At 61.5% G+C, this 16,374-nt stretch carries 19 protein-coding genes; 16 read left to right on the forward strand and 3 right to left on the reverse strand.

Annotated features, from left to right (window positions below; genetic code table 11):
- Nucleotides 1–188 precede the first annotated feature (188 nt).
- The 15 genes from trpS to trmB all read left to right on the forward strand — a co-directional run bounded on the left by trpS (nucleotide 189) and on the right by trmB (nucleotide 13,620).
- Entirely contained in the window at nucleotides 189–1,253 is a 1,065-nt protein-coding gene (gene trpS / locus NT26_RS00100; protein ID WP_052636626.1) for a tryptophan--tRNA ligase, read from the forward strand.
- Nucleotides 1,254–1,356: 103 nt separating this feature from the next.
- Nucleotides 1,357–1,848: a universal stress protein gene (locus NT26_RS00105; RefSeq protein WP_052636628.1), complete on the forward strand. Its 492-nt coding sequence runs from the start codon at nucleotides 1,357–1,359 to the stop codon at nucleotides 1,846–1,848.
- A gap of 109 nt (nucleotides 1,849–1,957) precedes the next feature.
- Nucleotides 1,958–2,524 (forward strand): NifU family protein, encoded by a 567-nt coding sequence (locus NT26_RS00110; RefSeq protein WP_052636631.1) that lies wholly within the window; start codon nucleotides 1,958–1,960, stop codon nucleotides 2,522–2,524.
- Between the two features lie 15 nt (nucleotides 2,525–2,539).
- Entirely contained in the window at nucleotides 2,540–3,199 is a 660-nt protein-coding gene (gene tsaB / locus NT26_RS00115) for a tRNA (adenosine(37)-N6)-threonylcarbamoyltransferase complex dimerization subunit type 1 TsaB (protein ID WP_052636635.1), read from the forward strand.
- Nucleotides 3,200–3,204: 5 nt separating this feature from the next.
- Nucleotides 3,205–3,699, forward strand: a complete 495-nt coding sequence (locus NT26_RS00120) for a GNAT family N-acetyltransferase (RefSeq protein ID WP_052636636.1) — start codon at nucleotides 3,205–3,207, stop codon at nucleotides 3,697–3,699.
- Nucleotides 3,700–3,733: 34 nt separating this feature from the next.
- Nucleotides 3,734–4,162, forward strand: a complete 429-nt coding sequence (locus NT26_RS00125) for a Fur family transcriptional regulator (RefSeq protein WP_052636639.1) — start codon at nucleotides 3,734–3,736, stop codon at nucleotides 4,160–4,162.
- Nucleotides 4,162–4,953 (forward strand): lyso-ornithine lipid O-acyltransferase, encoded by a 792-nt coding sequence (gene olsA / locus NT26_RS00130; RefSeq protein WP_052641599.1) that lies wholly within the window; start codon nucleotides 4,162–4,164, stop codon nucleotides 4,951–4,953. The genes NT26_RS00125 and olsA overlap by 1 nt, the downstream gene beginning before the upstream one ends.
- Nucleotides 4,954–4,997: 44 nt before the next feature.
- Nucleotides 4,998–6,410, forward strand: a complete 1,413-nt coding sequence (gene miaB, locus NT26_RS00135) for a tRNA (N6-isopentenyl adenosine(37)-C2)-methylthiotransferase MiaB (RefSeq protein WP_052636641.1) — start codon at nucleotides 4,998–5,000, stop codon at nucleotides 6,408–6,410.
- 25 nt (nucleotides 6,411–6,435) lie between these two features.
- Entirely contained in the window at nucleotides 6,436–7,491 is a 1,056-nt protein-coding gene (locus NT26_RS00140; protein WP_052636643.1) for a PhoH family protein, read from the forward strand.
- Nucleotides 7,492–7,509: 18 nt separating this feature from the next.
- A complete protein-coding gene (gene ybeY / locus NT26_RS00145) occupies nucleotides 7,510–8,031 on the forward strand; it encodes an rRNA maturation RNase YbeY (protein ID WP_052636645.1) in 522 nt (173 codons plus the stop codon).
- A complete protein-coding gene (locus NT26_RS00150; RefSeq protein ID WP_052636647.1) occupies nucleotides 8,028–9,212 on the forward strand; it encodes a transporter associated domain-containing protein in 1,185 nt (394 codons plus the stop codon). The genes ybeY and NT26_RS00150 overlap by 4 nt, the downstream gene beginning before the upstream one ends.
- 73 nt (nucleotides 9,213–9,285) lie before the next feature.
- Nucleotides 9,286–10,881: an apolipoprotein N-acyltransferase gene (gene lnt, locus NT26_RS00155; RefSeq protein ID WP_052636649.1), complete on the forward strand. Its 1,596-nt coding sequence runs from the start codon at nucleotides 9,286–9,288 to the stop codon at nucleotides 10,879–10,881.
- A gap of 133 nt (nucleotides 10,882–11,014) precedes the next feature.
- Nucleotides 11,015–11,431 carry a helix-turn-helix domain-containing protein gene (locus tag NT26_RS00160; protein ID WP_052636651.1) on the forward strand — a complete coding sequence of 139 codons (417 nt, stop codon included), beginning with the start codon at nucleotides 11,015–11,017 and terminating at the stop codon, nucleotides 11,429–11,431.
- Nucleotides 11,432–11,590: 159 nt separating this feature from the next.
- Nucleotides 11,591–12,835: a methionine adenosyltransferase gene (metK, locus tag NT26_RS00165; protein WP_052636653.1), complete on the forward strand. Its 1,245-nt coding sequence runs from the start codon at nucleotides 11,591–11,593 to the stop codon at nucleotides 12,833–12,835.
- Nucleotides 12,836–12,918: 83 nt separating this feature from the next.
- The gene (gene trmB, locus NT26_RS00170; protein ID WP_052641602.1) at nucleotides 12,919–13,620 is read left to right on the forward strand and encodes a tRNA (guanosine(46)-N7)-methyltransferase TrmB; all 702 of its coding nucleotides are present in this window, start codon (nucleotides 12,919–12,921) and stop codon (nucleotides 13,618–13,620) included.
- Nucleotides 13,621–13,631: 11 nt separating this feature from the next.
- Here trmB and NT26_RS00175 read toward each other — a convergent pair whose 3' ends face one another.
- Both NT26_RS00175 and NT26_RS00180 read right to left on the reverse strand, forming a co-directional pair.
- The gene (locus NT26_RS00175; RefSeq protein ID WP_052636655.1) at nucleotides 13,632–13,889 is read right to left on the reverse strand and encodes a BQ00720 family protein; all 258 of its coding nucleotides are present in this window, start codon (nucleotides 13,887–13,889) and stop codon (nucleotides 13,632–13,634) included.
- 45 nt (nucleotides 13,890–13,934) lie between these two features.
- Nucleotides 13,935–14,363: an Hsp20 family protein gene (locus NT26_RS00180; protein WP_052636656.1), complete on the reverse strand. Its 429-nt coding sequence runs from the start codon at nucleotides 14,361–14,363 to the stop codon at nucleotides 13,935–13,937.
- A gap of 166 nt (nucleotides 14,364–14,529) precedes the next feature.
- Here NT26_RS00180 and NT26_RS00185 point away from each other — a divergent pair, with 166 nt between their 5' ends.
- Nucleotides 14,530–15,474, forward strand: a complete 945-nt coding sequence (locus tag NT26_RS00185) for a nucleoside hydrolase (protein WP_052636658.1) — start codon at nucleotides 14,530–14,532, stop codon at nucleotides 15,472–15,474.
- Here the strand turns inward: NT26_RS00185 and NT26_RS00190 are convergent.
- Nucleotides 15,471–16,370, reverse strand: a complete 900-nt coding sequence (locus NT26_RS00190) for a ribokinase (RefSeq protein WP_052636660.1) — start codon at nucleotides 16,368–16,370, stop codon at nucleotides 15,471–15,473. The two genes, NT26_RS00185 and NT26_RS00190, sit on opposite strands and share 4 nt — an antisense overlap.
- Between the last annotated feature and the right edge of the window lie 4 nt (nucleotides 16,371–16,374).

Raw genomic sequence — 16,374 nt, forward strand, 5'->3', positions numbered from 1 at the left:
AGATCGCTGGTTTTTGAGCGACTCATGAGGAGGCGGAGAGGCGAGTATGTGGCAAAAATGAGGCAGGAACTTGTCCTGCTGGCTCTTCGCGATCTACTTGATCGGTGGGGCATGGGAGTGCATAAGCCCGACCGTTAGCAACATGGCCCACTGGGCCTGGGGCCCTCCACCAGCCTATTGAGGACAAGATGAATACCTTCCAGCCGCTCGTGTTTTCCGGCGTGCAGCCGACAGGCAACCTGCATCTCGGCAATTACCTCGGGGCCATCCGGAAATTCGTGGCTCTCCAGGAGAACAACGACTGCATTTATTGTGTCGTCGATTTGCACGCGATCACCGCGCAGTTGGTTCATGATGATCTGCGTAACCAGATTCGCTCTATCGCGGCCGCGTTCATCGCATCCGGTGTCGATCCCGTGAAGCATATTGTCTTTAACCAGTCGGCAGTGCCGCAGCACGCTGAACTGGCATGGATATTCAACTGTGTCGCCCGTATCGGCTGGATGAACCGCATGACGCAGTTCAAGGACAAGGCCGGCAAGGACCGTGAGAATGCCTCCCTTGGCCTCCTTGCCTATCCGAGCCTGATGGCGGCCGACATTCTTGTCTACCGTGCCACGCACGTGCCGGTGGGCGATGACCAGAAGCAGCATCTCGAACTCGCACGGGATATCGCCCAGAAGTTCAACATCGATTTTCAGGACAATATCCGCGCAGCCGGCACCGGCGTCGACATGGTCGTCGGCGAGGAGCCTATCCATGGATATTTCCCGCTGGTGGAGCCCCTGATCGAAGGTCCGGCGCCCCGCGTCATGTCGCTGAAGGACGGTACGAAGAAGATGTCTAAGTCCGATCCGTCGGACCTTTCGCGCATCAACCTCATGGACGACGCCGACGCGATCCTGAAGAAGATCCGCAAGGCGAAGACCGATCCCGACTCGCTGCCCTCGGAGGTTGACGGCCTCAACGGACGCCCTGAAGCGGACAATCTCGTCGGGATCTATGCGGCATTGGCGGACCGCAAGAAGGAAGACGTGCTGAAGGAGTTTGGCGGACAGCAGTTCTCGGCGTTCAAGCCGGCCCTTGCCGATCTCGCGGTCCACGTCCTCTCGCCGATCACCGGCGAGATGCGGCGGCTGATGGACGACACGACGCACATTGACGCCATCCTTCGCGACGGTGGTGAACGGGCCCGGGCGCGGGCGTCGAAGGTGATGGGCAACGTTTTCGACATCATAGGCTTCCTGCGCTGAGCGTGCGGCTTCGTCGCAATCGCCCCGGTTTTAATTTCGTCGCGTTCGTATAAATTTCGCGGCTCGACCGTCCGCGTCGAGCTTCGGGAGGAAGGGGGCTGCCATGGTTTCAAAACGCCTGTCTCGACTTGAGGGACACCGCCGCAAGTTCATGGCTATCATCGACGGCACGCCGGAATGCGAAAGGGCGGTGCACTATGCCGGTCGCCGTGCCAAGAATTCCAATGGCGGGCTCGTCCTGCTGTTCGTCATTCCGGAAGGAGACTTTCAGCAGTGGCTGGGCGTCGAGGCGATCATGCGCGCCGAAGCCCGCGAGGAGGCGGAGGCCATCATGGCCAAGGCTGCCCAGAAGGTGCGCGAATCGATCGGCATCGACCCGGAAGTGGTGATCCGTGAAGGCAATGCCACGGATGAGATCAATGACCTGGTCGAAGAGGACCGGGATATCGCCATCCTTGTTCTTGCGGCAGCCTCGGCCAAGGAAGGTCCCGGACCGCTCGTGTCCGCCATTGCGGGCAGAGGCGCCGTGTTTCCCATTCCCGTCACCGTTCTGCCCGACAGTCTGTCGGACGAGGAGATCGACGCACTGTGCTGAGGCGCTTGACGGCAGGGATCGAAAAGCGCACTTGAACCGAAAGGTGATCGGGATTATCTTCTTTGGAAGAATTCTAAACTAAGTGCCGTGCGCACTTCGGAGAAGCAAGATGTTCATTCAGACCGAGGCAACGCCGAACCCGGCAACCCTGAAGTTCCTGCCCGGCAAGGTGGTCATGGAAAAGGGCACAGCGGACTTCCGCAATGCTGGCGAGGCGGAAGCATCGCCCCTCGCGTCGCGCCTTTTCGCAGTTCCTGGAGTGACCGGTGTCTATTTCGGCTACGACTTCATCACCGTGACGAAGGAGAGTGGCGAGTGGCAGCACTTGAAGCCCGCCATCCTCGGCTCGATCATGGAGCACTTCATGTCCGGTCAGCCGGTCATGGGCGGTGGCACAAGCACGGCCGAAGCCTTCGACGAAGAGGGCGAGTTCTACGACGAGGGCGACGAGACGATTGTCGCAACGATCAAGGAATTGCTGGAAACTCGCGTCCGGCCTGCTGTTGCCCAGGACGGTGGCGACATCACCTTCAAGGGCTTCAAGGACGGTACCGTATACCTGAACATGAAGGGAGCCTGCTCCGGCTGCCCGTCGTCCACCGCAACCCTGAAGCATGGTGTGCATAACCTGCTTCGCCACTTCGTCCCGGAAGTGCAGTCGGTGGAAGCCCTCTAAGGGCGCCGGCTATCGATGCTCCTCTTGGCCATTGATACCGCCGGGGCCGATTGTTCCGCGGCGGTCTATGACACATCCTCCTGCAAGATCCTGGGTTCCGTCGTCGACAACATCGGCAAGGGGCATGCGGAACGGCTGATGGCCGCGATTGATGAGGCGCTAGCCCAGGCCGGTCGGCCCCTTTCCGATGTTGGAGGAATCGCGGTTGTCGTTGGACCCGGCTCCTTCACGGGAATTCGGGTCGGGGTCGCGGCGGCGCGCGGGCTCGCGCTTTCCCTAGGTGTGCAGGCAGTCGGGGTAACGACCCTTGAGGTGCTTGCGCACGCCTTCCTGGATGGAGGACATCCCGGCCCCGTGGTCGCTGCGATGGATGCCAAGCGCGGCGAACTTTATGTCCAGGCTTTCGCTGCCGATGGGAACTCGCTGGGGGAGCCGCAGGCGCTTCCGCCGCAGGCCGCAAGAGATCTGGCAGCTTCGCTTTCCGCCGATCTGACAGGATCGGGACGTGATCTTGCCATGGGTGGGGAAGCATCCGCTGGTGCCGATCGCTTCGATATCTCGATCATCGCGCGACTGGGGGCGGCAAAGCCCTTGGACGCGGCGCGTCCGAAGCCGCTTTACCTGCGTGGGCCGGATGCCAAGCCGCAGAGCGGCTACGCGCTTGCCAGGGCCTGATTGCGATGCTGGAAGAATATCTCCAGTGGAAGCCCTTTTTCGAGATTGTTCCGCTCGAGAACCAGGACTGCCGTGAGATATCTGAGCTCCACGGTCAGCGGTTTCCACGTCAGTGGAATGATGGCGAATTTCTCGGCCTGTTGCTGCAGCCAAACGTCTTCGGCTTCATCGCCCGCCAGACCAATGCGTTCTTCTCCCGTCCGGCGGCGGGCTTCGTGTTGGCGCGAGAGACTGCCGGCGAAGCGGAGATATTGACGATAGCGGTCGCCGAGCGGTTTGCGGGGGCGGGCCTGGGTTGGCGCCTCATGCAGGCGGCCCTGCGCGAGGCCGAGCAGCGAGGCGCGGAAGAAATCTTCCTGGAGGTCGAGGCTGCCAACGAGCCGGCCGTCCGGCTGTATCGGAAGCTCGACTTCGTGACCGTCGCCGAACGTCCCGCTTACTACGAAAGCGCCGGTGGGGAGCGGTCGTCGGCGCTTGTCATGAAGCGCGATCTTCGCTAGTTCCATCAGGTAGATAACGAGAGGCGGCAACGTCATGACAGATCTTTCCAAGACACTGGAAGAACTGTGCGCCGACAAGGGCATGCGCATGACGGAGCAGCGCCGGGTCATTGCGCGCATCCTCCAGGAATCCGATGACCATCCCGATGTTGAGGAACTCTATCGCCGCTCCTCGACCGTAGATCCTCGTATATCGCTATCAACGGTCTATCGGACTGTGAAGCTGTTCGAGGACGAGGGCATCATCGAGAAGCATGATTTCCGGGATGGCCGCGCGCGTTACGAGACGGTGCCCGAGGAGCATCACGATCACATGATCGACGTCGAAACCGGCTCCGTCATCGAATTCCATTCGCCTGAAATCGAGGCGCTGCAGGAGCGTATTGCCCGCGAGCATGGCTTCCGCCTCGTCGGGCATCGGCTGGAGCTCTACGGCGTTCCGCTCGACAAGGACGACGCTTGATCACCTGGTTGCGGATCGGCTTCGTCGTCGTCTCGCTTGCGGCAGTCACGCTGGTGCTCCTGCCTCTCCAAGTCGTCGGGCTGGCATTCGACCTGAGGCTCCGCCGCTACGTCCCGCGATACTGGCACCGCGCCGCCTGCCGCCTGCTCGGCATCCGCATCCACGTTCATGGCAAGTCGGAGCCGCGCCGGCCCCTGATGCTCGCCGCCAACCATGCCTCGTGGAAGGACATCCTCGTTCTCGGCGCGATCGCCGACGTTGCCTTCATCGCCAAGTCTGAAGTCGCCGATTGGCCCGTATTCGGGCTTCTTGCCAAGCTGCAGAAGACGATCTTCGTGGCACGGGAGCAGAAGCGCCAGGCCGGCCGTCAGGTGAACGAGATCGCCGAGCGGATGAAGGCGGGTGAAGTCGTCGTGCTTTTTCCCGAAGGCACGACGTCGGACGGTAATCGGGTGCTGGAGATAAAGTCGTCGCTTTTCGGCGCTGCCGCGGCGGCCGTGCCGCAGGTGCCGGGCAATGTCGTCCATGTCCAACCGGTCGCCATCGCCTACACGCGGGTGCACGGCATGGCAATGGGACGGTATCACAGGCCGATTGCGGCCTGGCCGGGCGACATTGAGCTGGTGCCACACCTGATCGGCGTGCTCAAGGCGCAGGCGATTGATGTCGACATCTCCTTCGGGCAGACAATCGAGTTTCGAGCCGGCGACAACCGCAAGCTATTGAGTGCAGCGGTCGCCGCGCAGATCCGGCGCATGCTGCTTGCTCGGCTTCGCGGTCGCGAGGCCTGATAAACCCTTCTATTGCGGGCCGTCTTGCGGTAAAGAGCCCGCCCATGAGCAACGACACCGCAACAACTCCTCCGGCCGCAGACAAGGCAGGCGCCGCTAATACCCGCAAGGTCTTCATCAAGACCTATGGCTGCCAGATGAACGTCTACGATTCCGTGCGCATGGGCGACGCGCTTGCCGGCGACGGCTATGTCCCGACCGATGCGATGGAAGAAGCGGACCTGATCCTGCTGAACACCTGCCATATCCGGGAGAAGGCTGCGGAAAAGGTCTATTCCGCGCTGGGACGGCTGCGGGACATGAAACAGGCCCGTCAGGCAGACGGGCAGGAACTGATGATCGGCGTCACCGGCTGTGTCGCGCAGGCGGAAGGGGAAGAAATCCTCAGGCGTGCTCCCGCAGTCGACGTGGTTGTCGGGCCGCAAACCTATCATCGGCTTCCCGAGGCGCTGCGGCGTGCAAGGCAGGGCACGCGGGTCGTCGATACCGACTACGCGGTCGAGGACAAGTTTGAGCACCTGCCGGTCACCGAAAAGGCGCGCATCCGCGCCCGCGGCGTTACGGCATTTCTCACCGTTCAGGAAGGCTGTGACAAGTTCTGCACCTTCTGCGTAGTGCCCTACACGCGTGGTGCGGAGGTCTCGCGACCCTTGCACCAGATCATCGACGAGGCCCGCCGTCTGGCAGATGCCGGGGTGCGCGAGATCACGCTCCTCGGTCAGAACGTCAATGCATGGCACGGCGAGGGTCCGGATGGCCGAGAATGGGGATTGGGTGACCTGCTCTATCGCCTGGCCGAGGTGCCTGGCCTTGCCCGCTTGCGCTACACCACCAGCCATCCGCGCGACATGGATGATCGCCTGATCGATGCTCACAGGGATCTGCGCTCGCTGATGCCTTATCTGCATCTTCCCGTTCAGTCTGGCTCGGATCGCATCCTCAAGGCGATGAACCGGCGTCACACGGCGTCGGAATACCTGCGCCTGATCGACCGAATCCGCACGGCGCGGCCGGATATTGCCATGTCCGGCGATTTCATCGTCGGCTTCCCCGGAGAGACCGATGTCGACTTCGAGGATACGCTGCGGATCGTTCAGGCGGTCGGCTATGCCCAGGCCTTCTCGTTCAAGTATTCCACCCGTCCCGGCACGCCCGGCGCCGACCTTCCCGATCAGGTTCCCGAGGACGTGAAGTCGGAACGGCTTGAAAGATTGCAGGCCCTCCTCTTGAAACAGCAGGCGGAGTTCGCCAAATCCTGCGTTGGAAAGGTCATCGACCTGTTGCTGGAAAAGCCTGGCCGGAACGAGGGTCAGGTGATCGGAAGATCGCCCTGGCTGCAGTCTGTGAATGTTGATGCAAAAACATCGCAGATAGGTGACATTATTCCGGTACGAATCATCGGAACGGGGCCGAACAGCTTGTTTGCGGAGCCCGTACGGGATGTAATCATAGCCTGAACCCACTGGCGAGGAGCTTGCCTACTTGAACGGACACGAACTGGTTTCTTCACCCGCGCGTCAAACCCGATCCGCTGCGCCCGATGCCAACCACTTCGTGCTGACATTCGAGAACAACAGGTTAGCGAGCGAACTTTTCGGACAATTTGACCAGAATCTGAAATTGCTCGAGGAGCGGCTGCATGTCGATGCCCGCGCCAGGGGCAATTCCGTATCGATCTCCGGCGATGTCACGGCGACCAACCAGGCACGTCGCGCCCTCGACTATCTCTACGAGCGGCTCCAGAAGGGCGGCAGCGTCGAGGCTTCGGATGTCGAAGGCGCGATCCGCATGGCGGTTGCGGCGGACGACCAACTGCAGTTGCCGACCATGGAGCGCAAGGCAAAGCTGTCCATGGCGCAGATTTCCACGCGCAAGAAGACGATCGTTGCACGTACCCCCACCCAGGATACATACATTCGGGCGCTCGAGCGGGCGGAACTCGTCTTCGGCGTCGGCCCTGCCGGCACGGGCAAAACCTATCTCGCCGTAGCGCACGCGGCCCAGTTGCTCGAGCGCGGCGCCGTGGATCGAATCATCCTTTCCCGTCCGGCTGTTGAAGCGGGCGAACGGCTGGGCTTCCTGCCCGGCGACATGAAGGAGAAGGTCGATCCCTACCTGCGACCGCTCTACGACGCGCTTTACGACATGATACCGGGCGACAAGGTGGAGCGTGCGATCACCGCCGGCGTCATCGAAATCGCCCCGCTCGCCTTCATGCGGGGGCGCACACTCTCCAATGCGGCTGTTATCCTCGACGAAGCCCAGAACACGACATCGATGCAGATGAAGATGTTCCTGACCCGCCTCGGCGAGAATGCGCGGATGATCATTACCGGTGATCCGAGCCAGGTGGACCTTCCGCGCGGCGTCAAGTCCGGTCTCGTGGAAGCCTTGCATGTCTTAAAGGGGGTGGAGGGGATATCCGTGACCCGCTTCAAGGACATCGACGTGGTGCGCCACCCGCTTGTCGGGCGGATCGTCCAGGCCTATGACGCCCAGTACGCTGTTCACGAGGAAAGCGAGGAAGTCGACCGGTAAGGTGCCGATCGCAGTCTGATGCCGCAATTGGATATACAGGTTAGCGTCGAGGAGACCGGGTGGTCTTCGGAAGAGGAACTGGCGGAGCAGGCCGCCACCGTCCTCTCGGTTGCGGCAGATTATCTGGCGGATGCGGAAGGGCAGCCCTTTCCCGCTCACCCTGTTGAAGTCTCGATCGTCTTCACGGGCGATGAAGACATCCGCGCCATCAATGCCGAGTGGCGAGGCAAGGACAAGCCGACCAACGTCCTCTCCTTTCCTGCTTACCCAATTGCGCCGGGCAAGATGCCGGGCCCGATGCTGGGCGACATCGTAGTGGCCCGTGAGACAGTCGAGAGGGAAGCCGCGGAGCTCGACAAGAGCTTCGACGCGCATTTGACGCATCTGCTGGTGCATGGTTTTCTGCACCTGTTCGGCTATGACCACATCCAAAATGATGAAGCCGAACAGATGGAAGCGACGGAGACTCGCATTTTGGCCAAGCTTGGCCTATCTGATCCCTATGCGGGACAAGACCCGATCAATGATCTGGAACGATGAACGACATATCGACCATTGCTGCCCATGAGGGCAGGTCCGGTTCGGACACTCCCTCGGAAGAAGACAGTAGTCCGCTCCGGCGCGACAACCTTACCCGAAGCCAGAGTTCCTTTTGGGCGCGGATGATGCGCCTCGTGCGACCCGCACAGGGCGAGCGCCTGCGGGAGGATCTTGCGGATGCGCTGATGACCGACGCCGGCGTCAGCAGTGCCTTCTCGCCCGAAGAACGGGCCATGCTGCACAATATCCTGCGGTTCCGCGAGGTTCGTGTCGAAGATATCATGGTGCCGCGGGCCGATATCGAGGCGGTCGACATGACGATCACGCTCGGCGATCTCATGATCCACTTCGAGGCGACAGGCCGGTCGCGAATGCCTGTCTACTGCGATGCACTGGATGATCCGCGCGGCTTCGTCCACATCCGCGATCTTCTCTCCTACCTGGCGAAGCAGGCTCGCAACAAGCGACGCTCGATCCCCCGCGCGGCTCCGGCTCAGCCCATGCCGCTCGCCAGCGAGAAGACCGAAAAGCCGGCGCGAACGCCGAAACCTTCCTTCGATCTCGGGCGGGTGGATCTCAGCAAGACGGTCGCGGAGGCGGGGCTCATCCGCAATATTCTGTTCGTGCCTCCGTCCATGCTTGCTTCCGACCTGCTCCAGAGCATGCAGGCTGCGCGAACGCAGATGGCGCTGGTCATCGACGAGTATGGCGGCACCGACGGTCTCGTCTCCCACGAGGACATCGTGGAAATGGTGATAGGTGACGTCGAAGATGAACACGACGACGACGAGGTCATGTTCTCGCGTTCGGCCGATGACATTTTCGTCGCCGATGCTCGTGTGGAACTGGAAGAGATCGCCGAGGCGATCGGCCCCGACTTCGACATCCGCGACCGTGTCGAGGATGTGGACACGCTGGGTGGACTGATCTTCTCGGCGCTCGGCAGGATTCCGGTTCGCGGCGAGGTGGTCCAGGCTCTCCCGGGCTTCGAGTTTCACATACTCGACGCCGATCCTCGGCGGATCAAGCGGGTGCGTATTGTCCGCAAGCGGATGCTCTCCCGCCGGCGGCACAGCAAGGGTGAGGTGGACACTCCATCCGATGCTGCCACGACCGCCCCTGTTGCCGATGCGGTGACTGTCGCCGACCATACAGCATCCGATGTTCGGAATGCCTCCTAGTACCCTTGGCGGGACAGGCGGCGGGAATTTTGAAACACTGCGATCCTGATTCGGGGCAGGGGAAGGATTGCGGATGGAGCGGCTGGCGGGCAGAATAATGCTTCTATGGGGCGCGCGCCGTCATGCGCTCGCCTTCGCCGCCGGTGCGGTCGGCGCCCTTGCATTGCCGCCTTTCGGGATATTCGGAGCTCTCTTTATCTCCTTCACGCTGCTCGTCTGGCTGATGGACGGGCAGGCGTCGCATCCGGAAAGCGGCTGGGTAGTGCGCCTGCGATCCGTGTTCCTTCTCGGATGGTCCTTCGGCTTCGGCTACTTCCTCGCTGGTCTTTGGTGGCTTGGCAATGCCCTTCTGGTCGAAGCGGACCAGTTTGCTTGGGCCCTGCCGCTTGCGGTGCTCGGCCTGCCTGCCTTTCTGGCCCTCTTCTTCGGCCTGGCGACCGCGCTTGCCGGACTGCTCTGGTCGGACGGGCTGGCTCGGCTGGCTGCACTTGCCTTCGGGTTCGGCTTTGCGGAATGGCTGAGAAGCTTCGTGGCGACCGGGTTTCCTTGGAACGCGATCGGCTATGGCGCCATGCAGGCGCCCATCATGATGCAGTCCTCTGCAGTCATCGGGCTCTTCGGTGTGACGACGTTGGCAGTTTTCGTCTTCTCGCTTCCGGCACTCTTCGGCACGCGCCGCGGACTGGCTGCGGGAATGGCCTGTGGCATCGTCCTCCTGTGCGCACATTTCGGTTATGGCGCCTATCGTCTTTCCACCACGACAGCTGATGCCGGCGAGGGCACCCAGACGATCGTGCGGCTTGTCCAGCCGGTGCTGGACCAGTCCCGGAAGCTTCAGAACTCCGACCGGGCGGCGATCTTCGAGGAGCATCTGGCGCTTTCATCTGCTGCACCGGCAGAAGGCGACAGACGACCCGACATCATCGTCTGGCCGGAGACTTCGGTACCCTTCATCCTCACCGAGAACCAGGATGCGCTCGCCCGGATTGCGGAGGTGCTTGAGGAGGGTCAGGTTCTGGTGGCGGGGGCCGTACGCGTGGAATATTCCAGCCCCGGATCACCTCCGCGCTACTATAATTCCGTCTATGTCATCGACGACCGGGGAGAGATCCGTGGTGCCGCCGACAAGGTGCACCTCACCCCGTTCGGAGAATACGTTCCTTTCGAAGACTGGCTGCGGGATTGGGGGGTTGAGAATCTGGTCGCCCTGCCGGGGGGCTTTTCGGCCGCCGCCACACGCTCGCTCCTGTCTCTGCCGGATGGCCGTACCCTCTATCCACTGATCTGCTACGAAGCGATCTTCCCGCACGAGATCGGCGACGATGTGGGATTGTCCACCGCGATCCTGAACATCACCAACGATGCCTGGTTCGGCGACACCCCCGGCCCCTATCAGCACTTTCAGCAGGCTCGCCTGCGCGCCGTGGAGACCGGCCTTCCTCTTATTCGCAGCGCCAATAGCGGGATTTCCGCAGTGATCACGCCTGCGGGAACGATCGTCGACAGTCTGAGCTTCAACCAGAAGGCCTTCCGGGATGTTGGGCTCAAGGAGGTCTCGATGCCGTCGTGGAGCGACGCTGAGCGCCAGACCCATTTCTGGTTGATTGAAATGATCATGTTCTTGATTGCAGTCACTTCGCGCAATGGTTTTAATTTCCGACGGAATTGACCGAAAACCCCCAAAATTGCATAGTGGGGCTGCGCTTCTGTTCTCCAAGGTTTAGAAGTGATATGCGTTCCTGCCACCGCAAGGTTCGGCGGCAGTCTCGGAGCGGTTTGCAGACCTACGTCAGGACAGAGTGATGATTGAAAACAAGAAGAAGCCGAATCCCATCGACATCCATGTTGGAAGTCGGATTCGTCTTCGCCGCACTATGCTCGGTATGAGCCAGGAGAAACTGGGGGAGAGCCTCGGCATTACCTTCCAGCAGATCCAGAAGTATGAAAAGGGCACGAACCGGGTCGGTGCAAGCCGTCTGCAGAACATCTCCAGCATCCTGAATGTGCCTGTGTCCTTCTTCTTTGAAGACGCCCCCGGTGAAAACCGTGCTTCCCCTGCGGGGATGGAAGAGGCATCGAGCTCGAACTTCGTGGTCGATTTCCTCTCCTCATCCGAAGGTCTTCAGCTCAACCGGGCTTTCGTGAAGATTTCTGATCCGAAGGTCAGGCGGCGGATTGTCGATCTGGTAAAGGCGCTCGCCGCCGATGCTGACGAGTAATATTCTGAATGTCTTGAAGAGCGGCCGCTGGGCCGCTTTTTTTATGCCGACAGGCGCGGCAAGGCGCGATTTCAGATATAAAGATATATTTATGTCCTTGTCTTTGGCAGGGTGAGCCACTAAGAGGTTGGCTGTTTCTTTTCTTGAGGGGAATCCCGCATGCGTGAGAGCTATCTCTTTACCAGTGAATCGGTTTCGGAAGGTCACCCTGACAAGGTATGCGACCGAATCTCGGACGAGATCGTCGACCTCATCTATCGTGAAGCGGCAAAGACGGGGATCGACCCATGGACGGTGCGGGTGGCATGCGAAACTCTCGCGACCACCAATCGGGTGGTCATCGCTGGTGAAGTACGGCTCCCGCCGAGCTTGATGAAGAAGGACAAGGAAGGCCGCGACGTCATCAATCCGTCGAAGTTCCGCTCCGCGGCGCGCAAGGCAATTCGCGACATCGGTTACGAGCAGGATGGCTTCAACTGGCGCACGGTGAAGGTCGATGTCCTCCTGCATTCACAATCGGCCGACATCGCCCAGGGCGTTGACAGCGCTGCCGACAAGCAGGGTCATGAAGGGGCGGGCGACCAGGGTATCATGTTCGGCTATGCCTGCCGCGAGACCCCGGATCTCATGCCGGCGCCGATCTATTACTCGCACCGCATTCTCCAGCTACTCGCTGCGGCACGCAAGAAGGGCGAAGGCGATGCCGCCAAGCTCGGTCCTGATGCCAAGAGCCAGGTGACCGTACGCTACGAGAACGGCAAGCCGGCCTGCGTGGACTCGATCGTCCTCTCCACACAGCATCTGGATGAAAGCTGGGATTCCAAGAAGGTGCGCGCCGTCGTCGAGCCGTACATTCGCGAGGCGCTCGGTGACCTGAAAATCTCGGATGACTGCAAGTGGTACATCAATCCGACCGGGAAGTTCGTCATCGGCGGTCCGGATGGAGACGCCGGCCTGACCGGCCGCAAGATCATCGTGGACACCTATGGCGGTGCTGCCCCCCATGGCGGCGGCGCATTCTCCGGCAAGGACACCACCAAGGTTGACCGGTCGGCTGCCTACGCCGCTCGTTACCTCGCAAAGAATGTCGTTGCAGCCGGCCTGGCTGATCGTTGCACGATCCAGATTGCCTATGCGATTGGTATCGCCCAGCCCCTGTCGATCTACGTGGACCTCGGGGGAACCGGAAAGGGCGTCACCGAGGATCAGGTGGAGGACGCCATCCGCAAGGTCATCGATCTGTCGCCATCCGGCATCCGCCGCCATCTCGACCTGAACAAGCCGATCTACGCGAAGACCGCGGCCTACGGCCATTTCGGCCGCAAGCCCGGACGTGATGGTTCCTTTGCGTGGGAGAGGGTTGATCTCGTGAAGCCGCTGAAGGAAGCGCTGAAGGCTGCCTGACCGGCCTTTACGGATCCGTTGTGGAGACTGTAAAGCGGATGGCTCTCAAGCCGTCCGCTTTTCCATTGTTGAAAGACCCGCCGATGACCGATCGCCACCACCCTGGCCGTGCCACCGAAGCCTTCTTTGGCCGGCGCAAGGGAAAGCCGCTACGCGATCGCCAGGTGGAAAGTCTCGCCACGGTGCTGCCGGCGCTGAAGCTGGATCTGGCGGCGCCTGCGCCCCTCAGGCTCGCGGGTCTGTTTTCGGTTCCTATCGACGAGGTTCGACTGGAAATCGGCTTCGGGGGAGGGGAACATCTGGTGCATCGGGCCCAGGAGAGCCCCTCGACCGGCTTCATCGGCGTGGAACCCTTCGTCAACTCCATGGCGAAACTCGTGGGGCGGGTCACGGATCTCGACCTGCGCAATATCCGTCTCTACGACGATGATGCGACGCAGGTCCTGGACTGGCTTCCGCCGGCTTCAGTCGATCGCATTGACCTTCTTTATCCGGACCCCTGGCCGAAGCGGAAACATTGGAAGCGCCGCTTCGTGTCACAGGTGAACCTTGAGCGGTTCCACCGCGTCCTGAAGCCGGGCGGACTGTTTCTCTTCGCCTCCGACATCGATACCTATGTCAACTGGACGTTGATCCACTGCCGAAACCACGGGGGGTTCGAATGGCTTGCCCAGGACGCCTCGGACTGGCTGACGCCCTTCGCCGGCTGGCCCGGTACGCGATATGAGGCCAAGGCGCGCAGAGAGGGGCGCTCGTCCGCCTACCTTACGTTCCGAAGGGTCTAGTCCAGGAGGTTCTAGTGGAGGCTGACCGTCTTCAGGTCATCCTCAGCCGCCTTGAAGAATGTGCTTGAGCGGTTGTCGGTCAGCAGGATGGGCGTGCCGTCGGCACCGAAAAGTGCCCAGAGATCAAGATTGGGGTCCATGGACGGCGCTTCGGGGAAACAACGCGACACGTCTTCGTATCTGATCTTGCGAATGTAGCCGACTTCTCCGGCACCCAGATGGGCAAGTTCCGATTCGGTCAGCTGCGTATTCGCTTCTTTCAGGAGCATTCCAGCCTCCAGCATTGAGGGCGTCACGACGATGATGTCGTTGCTCTACTCTGGGACGGAAATGTTAATTTTTCGCACCATCCGAGCAGGTTCGGGCCGGACGAGGTCCACGGAAAGCAGGCCGTTTTTCAAAGCTGCTCCATCGACTTGCATCCCGTCCGCAAGAACGAACATCCGCTGGAACTGGCGTGCGGCAATGCCTCGGTAAAGGTAATCCCGCTCGGGCTGTTCTGCCTGACGCCCGCGTATGACCAGCTGGTTTTCCTCGACCGTGATGTCGAGTTCGTCCCGGGAGAAACCCGCGACCGCAATCGTGATGCGGAGGCGATCGGGAGCGCCGGATGAGTCCGGAAATACCCGCTCGATATTGTAGGGCGGATATCCGTCATTCGCCTTGACCAACCGCTCCAGCGTCTTCTCCATCGCGTCGAAGCCCAGAAGAAGTGGGCTGGCGAACGGTGTGATTCGGCTCATTTCTCAGTCCTTTTGGAGCGACCGCGACTCCGGCCCTCAATGGCGCCGGCCACGGCCGGAATATGGGAACGGCGCGCCTTAAGCGCAAGCATGGACAGAAGGCCGATCCATTGCCTCAGGCGTTTTGGCGGTGTAGCTAGACGCCGGACAGAAACGGGGCTCCGGCATGGCACAGCGTAGGAAGATCATCATCGACACCGATCCGGGACAGGATGATGCCGCCGCGCTCATGCTAGCCTTCGCCAGCCCCGATGAACTGGATGTACTAGGCCTCTGCGCGGTAGCGGGAAACGTGCCGCTCTCACTGACCAGCCGGAATGTGAGGATCGTCTGCGAACTCTGCGGGCAATCCAACCTGCCGGTCTTCGAAGGCGCAATGCACCCGATCCTGCGCAAGCAGGTCACAGCCGAGCACGTTCATGGCCGCACCGGCCTGGATGGTGCGGAACTGCCGGAACCCATCATGGCGGTGCGCTCGCAGCATGCGGTCGACTTCATCGTCGAGACGGTGATGCGTGAGCCAGCCGGCAGCGTGACGCTGTGCACGCTCGGCCCGCTGACCAATGTCGCGCTGGCCCTGCAGATGGAGCCAGCCATCGCCGGGCGCGTGCGGGAGCTGGTGATGATGGGCGGCGGCTTCTTCGAGGGTGGTAACATCACGCCGGCTGCCGAATTCAACATCTATGTCGATCCGGAAGCGGCCGCGGCCGTCTTCGCCTCCGGAATCCCGATCGTGATGATGCCGCTCGACGTCACCCATCAACTGCTGACTCGCAAGGACCGTGTTGCGAGGCTTGCCGCGCTCGGGACGCGTCCGGCACAGGTGCTGGTAGACTGGCTCGCCTTCTTCGAGCGCTTCGACGAGGAAAAGTACGGTTCCGATGGCGGGCCACTGCACGATCCGACTGTCATCGCCTACCTGCTGAAGCCGGAGCTCTTCTCGGGTCGCCACTGCAATGTCGAGATCGAGACGCAGTCCGAGTTGACGGTCGGCATGACTGTCGTCGACTGGTGGCGGGTTTCCGGGCGCAAGCCGAACGCCATGGTCATGCGACACGTCGATGCCGACGGCTTCTTTGATCTGCTGACGGAGCGTGTTGGTCGGCTCTAAAGGCGGCTGGCGACTTCCTCTGCGAGCGGTATCGACGGCTGTGCCCCGGGTTTGAGACAGGCGAGCGAGCCGGCAACGGCCGCGCGCCGCAAGGCTTCCGCGAACGTGAGACCGCTGTCAATGCCGGCGGCGAGATAGCCGCAGAATGTATCGCCCGCACCCACCGTGTCTACCGGCTGGATGTCGAGACCGTGCGCATGAAACAGCTGGCCGTCCTGCACAGCGACCACGCCTTCGGCCCCGAGCGTCACGATCACGGTCTGCCCCGTCTCGGCATGCATCTTCCGCAGCAGGTCTTCCCGCTCGTTGGGCCGCAGATCCGTCTGGCCCGTCAGGAGCTCGAACTCGGTCTCGTTGGTGATGACCACGTCGGCGAGCTTCACCAGTCTTGCAGCGTCCGCCGTGAGCGGCGCGGTGTTGAGGATCGACCGGATGCCTTTCGCTTTCGCCGCCTGCAGTGCCGCCTCGACGGCAGCCGCCGGCACTTCCAACTGGAGCATCAACACGTCTTCCGCCGACATGGCCGCGACCGCTGCGCGGGCCTGTCGCTCGTTAACAGTTCCGTTCGCCGCCGGAACGACGGCGATCATGTTCTCACCGGTACCACCAACCAGAATGAGAGCCGTACCCGTCGGCCCGTCAACATGATCGACGGCGGTCAGGTCGACACCCGCCTGATTGAGAAGTGAAAGCGCCGGCTTGGAAAACTCGTCCTTGCCGACGGCCCCTACCATGCACACGAAGCTCCCGGCCCGCCGTGCAGCCAGCGCCTGATTTGCGCCCTTGCCGCCGGCGGCGGTAGCAAAGCCGGTTCCGGCCACCGTCTCACCCGGTTCCGGCAGGCGCTCGGTGTTGGCGATCAGGTCCATGTTGATGGATCCGAAGACGGTGATCATGGGC

The organism is Pseudorhizobium banfieldiae, from assembly GCF_000967425.1.
In the GTDB taxonomy this organism is placed as follows: domain Bacteria; phylum Pseudomonadota; class Alphaproteobacteria; order Rhizobiales; family Rhizobiaceae; genus Neorhizobium; species Neorhizobium banfieldiae.

Coding starts and splice junctions, on each gene's coding strand:
- trpS (WP_052636626.1), top strand. CDS start 189: ATGAATACCTTCCAGCCGCTCGTGTTTTCCGGCGTGCAGCCGACAGGC.
- NT26_RS00105 (WP_052636628.1), top strand. CDS start 1,357: ATGGTTTCAAAACGCCTGTCTCGACTTGAGGGACACCGCCGCAAGTTC.
- NT26_RS00110 (WP_052636631.1), top strand. CDS start 1,958: ATGTTCATTCAGACCGAGGCAACGCCGAACCCGGCAACCCTGAAGTTC.
- tsaB (WP_052636635.1), top strand. CDS start 2,540: ATGCTCCTCTTGGCCATTGATACCGCCGGGGCCGATTGTTCCGCGGCG.
- NT26_RS00120 (WP_052636636.1), top strand. CDS start 3,205: ATGCTGGAAGAATATCTCCAGTGGAAGCCCTTTTTCGAGATTGTTCCG.
- NT26_RS00125 (WP_052636639.1), top strand. CDS start 3,734: ATGACAGATCTTTCCAAGACACTGGAAGAACTGTGCGCCGACAAGGGC.
- miaB (WP_052636641.1), top strand. CDS start 4,998: ATGAGCAACGACACCGCAACAACTCCTCCGGCCGCAGACAAGGCAGGC.
- ybeY (WP_052636645.1), top strand. CDS start 7,510: ATGCCGCAATTGGATATACAGGTTAGCGTCGAGGAGACCGGGTGGTCT.
- NT26_RS00150 (WP_052636647.1), top strand. CDS start 8,028: ATGAACGACATATCGACCATTGCTGCCCATGAGGGCAGGTCCGGTTCG.
- lnt (WP_052636649.1), top strand. CDS start 9,286: ATGGAGCGGCTGGCGGGCAGAATAATGCTTCTATGGGGCGCGCGCCGT.
- NT26_RS00160 (WP_052636651.1), top strand. CDS start 11,015: ATGATTGAAAACAAGAAGAAGCCGAATCCCATCGACATCCATGTTGGA.
- metK (WP_052636653.1), top strand. CDS start 11,591: ATGCGTGAGAGCTATCTCTTTACCAGTGAATCGGTTTCGGAAGGTCAC.
- trmB (WP_052641602.1), top strand. CDS start 12,919: ATGACCGATCGCCACCACCCTGGCCGTGCCACCGAAGCCTTCTTTGGC.
- NT26_RS00175 (WP_052636655.1), bottom strand. CDS start 13,889: ATGCTCCTGAAAGAAGCGAATACGCAGCTGACCGAATCGGAACTTGCC.
- NT26_RS00180 (WP_052636656.1), bottom strand. CDS start 14,363: ATGAGCCGAATCACACCGTTCGCCAGCCCACTTCTTCTGGGCTTCGAC.
- NT26_RS00185 (WP_052636658.1), top strand. CDS start 14,530: ATGGCACAGCGTAGGAAGATCATCATCGACACCGATCCGGGACAGGAT.
- NT26_RS00190 (WP_052636660.1), bottom strand. CDS start 16,370: ATGATCACCGTCTTCGGATCCATCAACATGGACCTGATCGCCAACACC.